This is a genomic window from Roseateles sp., assembly GCF_031397715.1.
Classification (GTDB): Bacteria; Pseudomonadota; Gammaproteobacteria; order Burkholderiales; family Burkholderiaceae_C; genus Paucibacter_A.
Genome location: NZ_JANNMI010000039.1, coordinates 1 through 7,819 on the forward strand (window position 1 = coordinate 1; position 7,819 = coordinate 7,819).

The window sequence follows — 7,819 nt, forward strand, 5'->3', positions numbered from 1 at the left end:
AAGAGCATCGTCGAGTACTTCGAGTTCCACCGGCTCAACGGCGGAGGCGGCCGGCAACCAGGCTTTTCCGATCTTGGCCGGCTATATCTTCGGCAAGAACAAGGGCGCGCAGAAGTTCGCCATGACGGCGCCGGTGACCCAGCAGAGCGCGGGCAGCACAGCCGAGCCCATGCGCATGGCCATGACCGCGCCGGTGACGCAGCAAAGCGCGGCCGAAGGCGGCATGCGGGTGCAGTTCGTGCTGCCCAAAGACGTGACACTGGCCGCGGCGCCGGAGCCGCTGGATGCGCGCGTGCAATTGCGCCAAGTTAGCGCCGCCCAATGGGCCGCCATCCGCTACTCCGGCACTTGGTCGCAAGCGAATTACGAGGAGCACCTTGCCGCCTTGAAGGCCACGCTCAAGGAGGCCGGCATCGCCACTCACGGCGAGCCGGTGCTGGCCCGCTATAACGGGCCGATGACGCCGTGGTTCATGCGGCGCAATGAGATCTGGCTGGCTTTGCAGTAACGCACTAGAAAGCCCTCAAGCCGCTCCGCCAAAGCGTTTCAACAGCTCCAGCCACAGCGGCGCCGTCAGCACGAACAGCAGCGTCGAGGCCACGATGGCGGCCGTCGTTTCACCTTCTTGGCAACGGTAGCGCTGGGCAAAAATCAAGGCGTTGGAGCCAATCGGCAGCGCCGCCGCCATCACGATCACCGACAAGGCCACGCCGGTCAAACCCAAGCCCCAACGCGCGGCCACCAAGACCAAGGCCGGCAGCACCAGCAACTTCAGCGCCGCCAAGCCCAACACACCGCGCCAAGCCTTGGGCCAGCCGTAATAGGCCAGCGACATGCCGATCAGCGTCAAGCACAGCGGCACCACGGCCGTGCTCAGCATCAGCAAGACCTCATCCAGCACGGCCGGCAGGCCGATGCCGCTTGCATTCAATGCCAGGCCCGCCAGCACCGGCAGCACGACCGGGTGAATCACCGTGTTGCGCACCGTCGTCGCCAGCGTGCTGATGAGGCCGGCCGAATCGGCGCGGGCGCGCGCCAGATCCAGCTCAACCAACAAGGTCAACACGGTCAGCAGCGTCAAGGCGTGCAGGCTGATCACGGTGACATGAACGGCAAGGCCGGCCTCGCCAAAAATGCCTGCCGCCAAGGGCACGCCGATTTGCAAGGTGTTGCCGAAGCTGACGCTGATGGCCTGCACGCTGGGCGCGGCCGGCGCCTCGGCGCCGATACCCCGCCAGCGCTGCACGCCGTAGACCAAGAGCAACAGCAGCAGCACCGGCACAAAAAAGCCCGCCAGCGTCAGCCAAGGCAGGCTTTGCATGTCCAGCCGCGCCGTGGTGCGAAACAGCAGCGCCGGCACAAAAATATAAAACGCCACATTGGAGAGCACGCGGGCCGGGTCACTGGCCTCGGCGCCCGTGCCGGTGCGGCCGCCCAGCCAACGCATGCGCCCCACAAACCAGCCAATCGCCACCGCAATAAAAATCGCCAGCAGCTTGTAAAAAACCAGCGTGCTCACGCGCTGCCCCCGTTATTCACGCCACCGTGTGCAGGCTGAGCACAAAGGAAAAGCGGCTGCCCGCGCCTAACTCGCTGTGCACATGGATCTCGCTGCCCATCTCGCGCATCAATTGCTGGCTGATCGACAGACCCAAGCCGGTGCCGCCCAGGCAACGCGCATCATCCACCACCTGCTCAAAGGGCTGGAACAGGCGCGGCAGCTGATGCGCGGCGATGCCGATGCCGCTATCGCTGACCTCGAAACTCAGCCGCGCCATGCCGGCCTCCACGCTCAGCAAGCGGACCGCCAGAGCGACCGCGCCGACATCGGTGTACTTGAGCGCATTCGACAGCAAGTTCAACAAAACCTGGCGCAGACGTTGGCCGTCCACCAACACCCGCACGGGCAGTTGCGTGCCCAGGTCGATATTGAACAGCAACTGCTTTTGCTCGATGCGCAGGCGCACGCTGTCGCACACCATGTCCAGCAAGGCCCGCAGGTCGACCGAGCTGGGCTGCAGGCGCACCTTGCCGGCCTCGATGCTGGCAGTGTCCAGCACATCGGTGATCAGGCTGAGCAAATGCTCGCCGGAATCGCGCACCTGGCCAATCTTGCTTTGCTGCGCGGCCGTCAGGCTCGCGTCCATTTGCAGCAGCTGCGTGAAGCCCAAAATCGCGTTCAGCGGCGTGCGAAACTCATGGCTCATATTGGCCAGAAAGCGCGTCTTGGCCCGGCTGGCGGACTCTGCGCGCTGCTTGGCCTGGCTCAGCTCCAGCGTGCGCTCGGTCACCAAGTCCTCGAGGTGGTCGCGGTGATGCGTCAGCTCTTGCTCGGCCAGTCGGCGCAGGCTGATGTCGCTGACCATGCCCTCGATCAGCAGGCCGCCGCCGGCATCGGCTGCGGGCACCACGTGGGCGCTGAGCTCGACCCACAGGGCCCGGCCCTCGCGGTTGGCGATCAGCAGCGGCACCTGCTGCAGCAAGCGGTAACGGGCCAGGGCATGGGCGATGCGCTTGTACTCGGCGCCCTCCACCTGCACCAGCGTGCGCATGCGCCGGCCGGCCACAAGGGCCTCACGCGGGGAGGCGTAACCCAGCATCTTTGCCAGCGCCCGATTCAGGCTCAAAATCCGGCCCTTGGCATCGGCCTGAAAAATGCCCTCGGTGGCGTTCTCAAACAGGCTGCGAAAGCGCTGCTCGCTTTGACGCAAGCCCTGCGACGAGGTCAGCAAACGCTCGCTCATTGAGTTGAACTGCTGCGTCAACGCCCCGATTTCATCACTGTGCGCGACCTCGGTGCGCGCCCCCAACTCACCGCGCGCCACCCGCTGCGCCAGCGCACCCAGCCGTTTGACCGGCCGTGTCACGAGGCGGTTCACCAGCACATAGCTGGTGGCGATGACTGCCGCCAGCGTCGCGGCCAGCAGGCCCGCCACAAAATTGCGCATATGCGCCACTTGCGCCTGCACCAAGGCCTGGGTCGAGACCAAGACCGCGTTGGCCACCAGGGTCGGCTCCGCATCCGGGCTGCTCTGATAGAACACCGGGAACTCACGGCGCAAGGGCTGCACCGCCGGCCGACTGCGTTCGCGCCGCACCGGCGCCACATTCAGCCCCGGGCTGACCATCTCGATCGCATGCACCTCCGGGTCGGCCATCACCGCGTCAAGCAGGTTCTCGATGGCCGCCGAGTCCAGGTTCCAGATCGGAGCCGCAAAACTGCGCGCGACCAGATCCGCCATGCGCTGTTCACGCTGCACCAAGGCGCGCGACAACTCACGCTCCTCGGCCGCCGTCCAATACCAACCCAGGGCGAGCACCAGCATGCTCGCCACCAGGCCAATGCCAGCGATCAAGCGGGTCTGAATGCCAATGCTGACCGGGCTGCGTCCCATGGGTCAGCGCCTATGCCGCCTTTTTTGCGGCAACTTTCTTGGGCGCGGCTTGCTTGGCTGCGGCCTTCTTGGCCGGCACTTTCTTGGCCGGCACTTTCTTGGCCGCCACGGTCTTGGCGGGTGCGGCGGCTTTGGCCGCGGCGGCCGGTTTGGCGGAAGGTTTGGCGGAAGGCTTGGCGCCGGGCTTGAGCGCGCGCGGCTCAAACTCAAACATCACCTTGCCCTCCTTTTTGTCATAGGCCAGGAAGGCCTTGAACTTGCGCCGCGTCTTGTTGGAGACAAAGTTTTCCAGCAACGCGGTCTTGCCCTCGGCCAACAGTTTTTGCATCTGCGCCACTTCAATCGGCTGCTGCAAGATGATTTTGCCGCTCTTGAAGTCGCAGGTCACCGTCGCACCGACGGCATGCTCACATAAGTAGTTAGCCCCATGCTCATAAACATGGCCCTGGCACTTGGGGCAAGCGCCGAGAGAGGTCTGCGCGCTGAAGTCGACCGGCTCGCCGTCGCCCTCGGCCTTTTTGGCATCCTCGCCAAAGTCGAATTCGAGCTTCCAGTTATTGATTTCATCGTCATAGACCAGGGCCAGCTCGGCGGTGAAGGGCCAGCCGGCTTTGGAGCGGAAGCCCTCCAGCGGGCCGATCTTCTTGGTCGCCAGGAACTGCTCCACTTCCCGCAACTCGAAGCTGCGGCCACCGGGGATCTTGCCGATCGAGAAGCCGCAGCCCTCGGCGGCGCCGGCCGGCTCGCTCGCCGGGCCGCTCCCAAGAGCGAGCGCGTCCCCTCGGGGGACCGCCTGCGTACCCGCAGGCGAGGGGCCAGTCCCAATGCAGGTGTAGCGACGGTAATTCTCTTTGACGATGCCGCCGCACTTGGGGCACGGTGCCGTCAGGGTCGCATAGTCGCCGGGGATGGTGTCGCGGTCGTACTCCTTGGCTTTTTTGACGATGCGCTCGGTCATCTCGGCGATCCGGCCCATGAACTCGTCGCGCTTCAAGCGGCCCTTTTCCATCTCGGCCAGCTGGAATTCCCATTCGCCGGTCAGCTGCGGATTGGTCAAGATCTCCACATCCAGGCCGCGCAACAGCGTCATCAGCTGGAAAGACTTGGCGGTGGGAATCAGCTCGCGGCCTTCGCGCAGCATGTACTTCTCCGCGATCAGGCCTTCAATGGTGGCGGCCCGTGTGGCCGGTGTGCCCAGGCCCTTCTCGGTCATCGCGGCGCGCAGCTCCTCGTCGTCGATCAGCTTGCCAGCACCCTCCATCGCCGACAACAACGTCGCCTCGGTGTAGCGGGCCGGCGGCTTGGTCTGCAAACTCTTGACATCGACGGACTCGGTGCGCACCACTTCGCCCGGCGCCACCGCGACCAGATTGGCGTCGTCTTCCTGCACTTCCTTGCCGTAGACCGCCAGCCAGCCCGGCTTGACCAGGATCTTGCCGTTGGTTTGAAAGTTCAGTTCCTGACCGGCGTCGCTCGCCGGGCCGCTCCCAAGAGCGACAGCGCCCCCTTGGGGGGCCGACCGCGTACCCGCGGGCCAGGGGCCAACAATTTTTACCGTGGAGATGCGCGTCGTCACCATGAATTCAGCCGGCGGGAAGAAAACGCCCAGGAAGCGTTTGACCACCATGTCATAGAGCTTGGCCTCGATCTCGCTGAGGCTTTTGGGCGCCTGCAGCGTCGGGATGATGGCGAAGTGATCCGAGACCTTGGTGTTGTCGAAGACCTTCTTGGTCGGCTTGATATAGCCCTCTTTGAGCGCCTTGCGGGCATGGACAGCCAGTTCACGCAGGGGGCCCGGCATGTCCTCATTGGCGATCATCTCGGCGGTCTGCTTGGCGACAGCCAGATAGTCCTCGGGCAGATAGCGCGAGTCGGTCCGCGGGTAGGTCAGCACCTTGTGCTTTTCGTACAGCGCCTGCGCCAGGCCGAGCGTGGTCTTGGCCGAGAAGCCAAAGCGCGAGTTGGCCTCGCGCTGCAAGGTGGTCAGGTCATAAAGTCCGCCGCAGCTGCTGGTGGTGGGCTTGCTTTCCTCGCGCACGCTGGCCGGCTGACCGAGTGCGGCCAGGGCGATCGCATCCGCGTCGGGGCGGTTCCAGACGCGGTCGGCGCGGCGCTCCAGGTCCTCGTCTTTTTTCCAGCTGGGGTCAAACCATTTGCCCTCGTACTGGCCGGCTTGCGCGTCGAAATTGGCCCGCACCTCCCAATAGTCGCGCGACACATGCTTGCGGATTTTCTCTTCACGCTCGACCACGATCGACAGCGTCGGCGTCTGCACCCGGCCGACCGTGGTCAAGAAAAATCCACCATCGCGCGAGTTGAAGGCCGTCATCGCCCGCGTGCCGTTGATGCCAACCAGCCAGTCGGCCTCGGAGCGGCAGCGCGCGGCGTCGGCCAGCGGCAGCATCTGCGCGTCGCTCTTGAGCTTCTCAAAACCATCGCGAATCGCCTGCGGCGTCATCGACTGCAACCACAGCCGCTCGACCGGCTTGGCAATGGCCGCTTTGGCGGTGCCCGCATATTGAACGATCAGGCGAAAGATCAGCTCGCCCTCGCGGCCCGCGTCACAGGCGTTGATCAGGTGGCCAACGTCCTTGCGGCGGATCAGCTTGACCAGGGCGTTGAGCCGGCCCTTGACCTTGTCAATCGGGTTCAAATCAAAGTGCGGCGGGATCACCGGCAGGTTGGCAAAACTCCACTTGCCGCGCTTGACGTCGAATTCCTCCGGCGCCTTGATCTCGACCAGATGGCCGACGGCCGAGCTGACCACATATTGCTCGCTCTCGAAATACTCGTCAAATTTGTCGAACTTGCCTGCGCTGGGCGTCAGCGCACGCACGATGTCTTGAGCCACGGAGGGCTTCTCGGCAATGATCAGGGTCTTGCTCATGATGATGATGTTTTCTTTTCGTCAATGACACGGTGCTCAAAAAATGTGAGCCTGACCCTGCCTACAATCCGGCCTCGCGCACGCACGCATCCACACGCGCGCACACCCATGAATTCAATGTACCTAAAAAGCCGATGAGCTCGTCAACAGCCAGAAAAACTGTCTCGCCTGCGCCAGCGGCCAAAGAATCGTTAAAAAAGCCGGCCGGCCGACGTATTCAGGTGCGACATTCCGGCGTCCATGGGCGCGGAGTCTATGCGGTCGCGAAGGTCTTGGCCGGCGAGGTGCTGATTGAATACACCGGCGAGCGCATTTCTTGGGATGAGGCGATGGACCGCCATCCCCATGATCCGGCCCAGCCCCACCACACTTTCTATTTCCATATCGAGGACGGCCGCGTCATCGACGCGCTGTTCGGCGGCAACAGCTCGCGCTGGATCAACCATGCCTGCGACCCCAATTGCGAGGCCGACGAAGAAAACGGCCGCGTCTTCATCAAGGCGCTGCGCGACATCTTCCCCGGCGAAGAGCTGTTTTATGACTACGGCCTGACGATTGACGAGCGCTACACGGCCAAACTGAAAAAAGAATTCGCCTGCCACTGCGGCAGCCCGGTCTGCCGTGGCACCATGCTGGCGCCGAAACGTTGAGTTATGTGCCCGTGAAAAACAACCACCAAAGCTGGCAGGTAGAGGATCTTTATGAGGCTCTGCTGCCGCTGTTGCCCGGCATCAGCATCGAGGTGCTGGCGCGCGCCGAGTCGACCAATAGCGCGCTGCTGGACCGCATCAAGAGCGAGGCGCGCAGCGGCGCGCCCCAGCCCTATGGCCGGCGGGCCCACGATATGCAGCCCTGCTTGCTGGTGGCCGAACACCAGACGCATGGCCGGGGGCGCTTGGGTCGGGCCTGGTTGTCGGCGCCCGAAAGCTCGCTAACCTTCTCGCTGGCCTTGAATCTGGCACCCGTAGACTGGTCGGGCTTGTCGCTGGCGGTCGGTTGTGCGATTGCCGAGACGCTGGAACCCGGTGCAAGCTTGCCTCGTTTGACGCTGAAATGGCCGAATGACATCTGGCTGGATGGGCGCAAGCTCGGCGGCATCTTGATCGAAACCGTCAGCGCCGGCGCGGGCCGCATAGCGGTGATCGGCGTGGGCCTGAACATCAAGGAGTTGAACGAAGGCCAGGACGGGCCGGACGCTGCCGTGCAGTTCAGCACCGGCTTTGCGGCCTTGAACGAGCTGCGGCCCGACTGCACGGCGCCGAGCACGCTGGCCTTGATCGCCCCCGCGCTGCTGCAATGCCTGTTGGACTTTGAGCAAAATGGCTTCGCGGCCTGGCGCCAGCGCTATGCGAGGCGAGACCTGACCCTGGACCACAGCGTCAGCGCCGGTGACGTGTATGGCGTCTCGCGCGGTGTCAACGAACAGGGTGAGTTGCTGCTGCAAACCCCGCAGGGGCTGGTGGCGATCAGCGGCGGCGAGGTCAGCGTGCGCCTGGCGGCGACCGACTCATCGGCGCCCCTCCGCCAAGAAAGCTAA

6 protein-coding genes are annotated in these 7,819 nt (G+C 64.2%); 3 read left to right on the top strand and 3 right to left on the bottom strand.

Annotated elements, in window-relative coordinates; all coding sequences use genetic code 11:
• On the top strand, positions 1–508 hold a 508-nt coding region (locus tag RMO57_RS01845; protein WP_310383686.1), incomplete at its 5' end, for a heme-binding protein.
• Between the two features lie 15 nt (positions 509–523).
• Here the strand turns inward: RMO57_RS01845 and RMO57_RS01850 are convergent.
• Genes RMO57_RS01850 through RMO57_RS01860 form a run of 3 tightly spaced genes read right to left on the bottom strand, consistent with a single transcriptional unit; the run spans position 524 to position 6,282 of the window.
• Entirely contained in the window at positions 524–1,519 is a 996-nt protein-coding gene (locus tag RMO57_RS01850; RefSeq protein WP_310383688.1) for an AEC family transporter, read from the bottom strand.
• Between the two features lie 16 nt (positions 1,520–1,535).
• Positions 1,536–3,395, bottom strand: coding sequence for an ATP-binding protein (locus tag RMO57_RS01855; protein ID WP_310383691.1), 1,860 nt, complete (start codon positions 3,393–3,395; stop codon positions 1,536–1,538).
• Between the two features lie 10 nt (positions 3,396–3,405).
• Positions 3,406–6,282, bottom strand: coding sequence for a DNA topoisomerase III (locus RMO57_RS01860; RefSeq protein WP_310383692.1), 2,877 nt, complete (start codon positions 6,280–6,282; stop codon positions 3,406–3,408).
• A 134-nt stretch (positions 6,283–6,416) separates the two neighbouring features.
• Here RMO57_RS01860 and RMO57_RS01865 point away from each other — a divergent pair, with 134 nt between their 5' ends.
• A complete protein-coding gene (locus RMO57_RS01865) occupies positions 6,417–6,932 on the top strand; it encodes an SET domain-containing protein (protein ID WP_310383695.1) in 516 nt (171 codons plus the stop codon).
• Between the two features lie 11 nt (positions 6,933–6,943).
• Complete coding sequence (locus tag RMO57_RS01870; RefSeq protein WP_310383697.1) at positions 6,944–7,819, top strand: biotin--[acetyl-CoA-carboxylase] ligase; 876 nt, start codon at positions 6,944–6,946, stop codon at positions 7,817–7,819.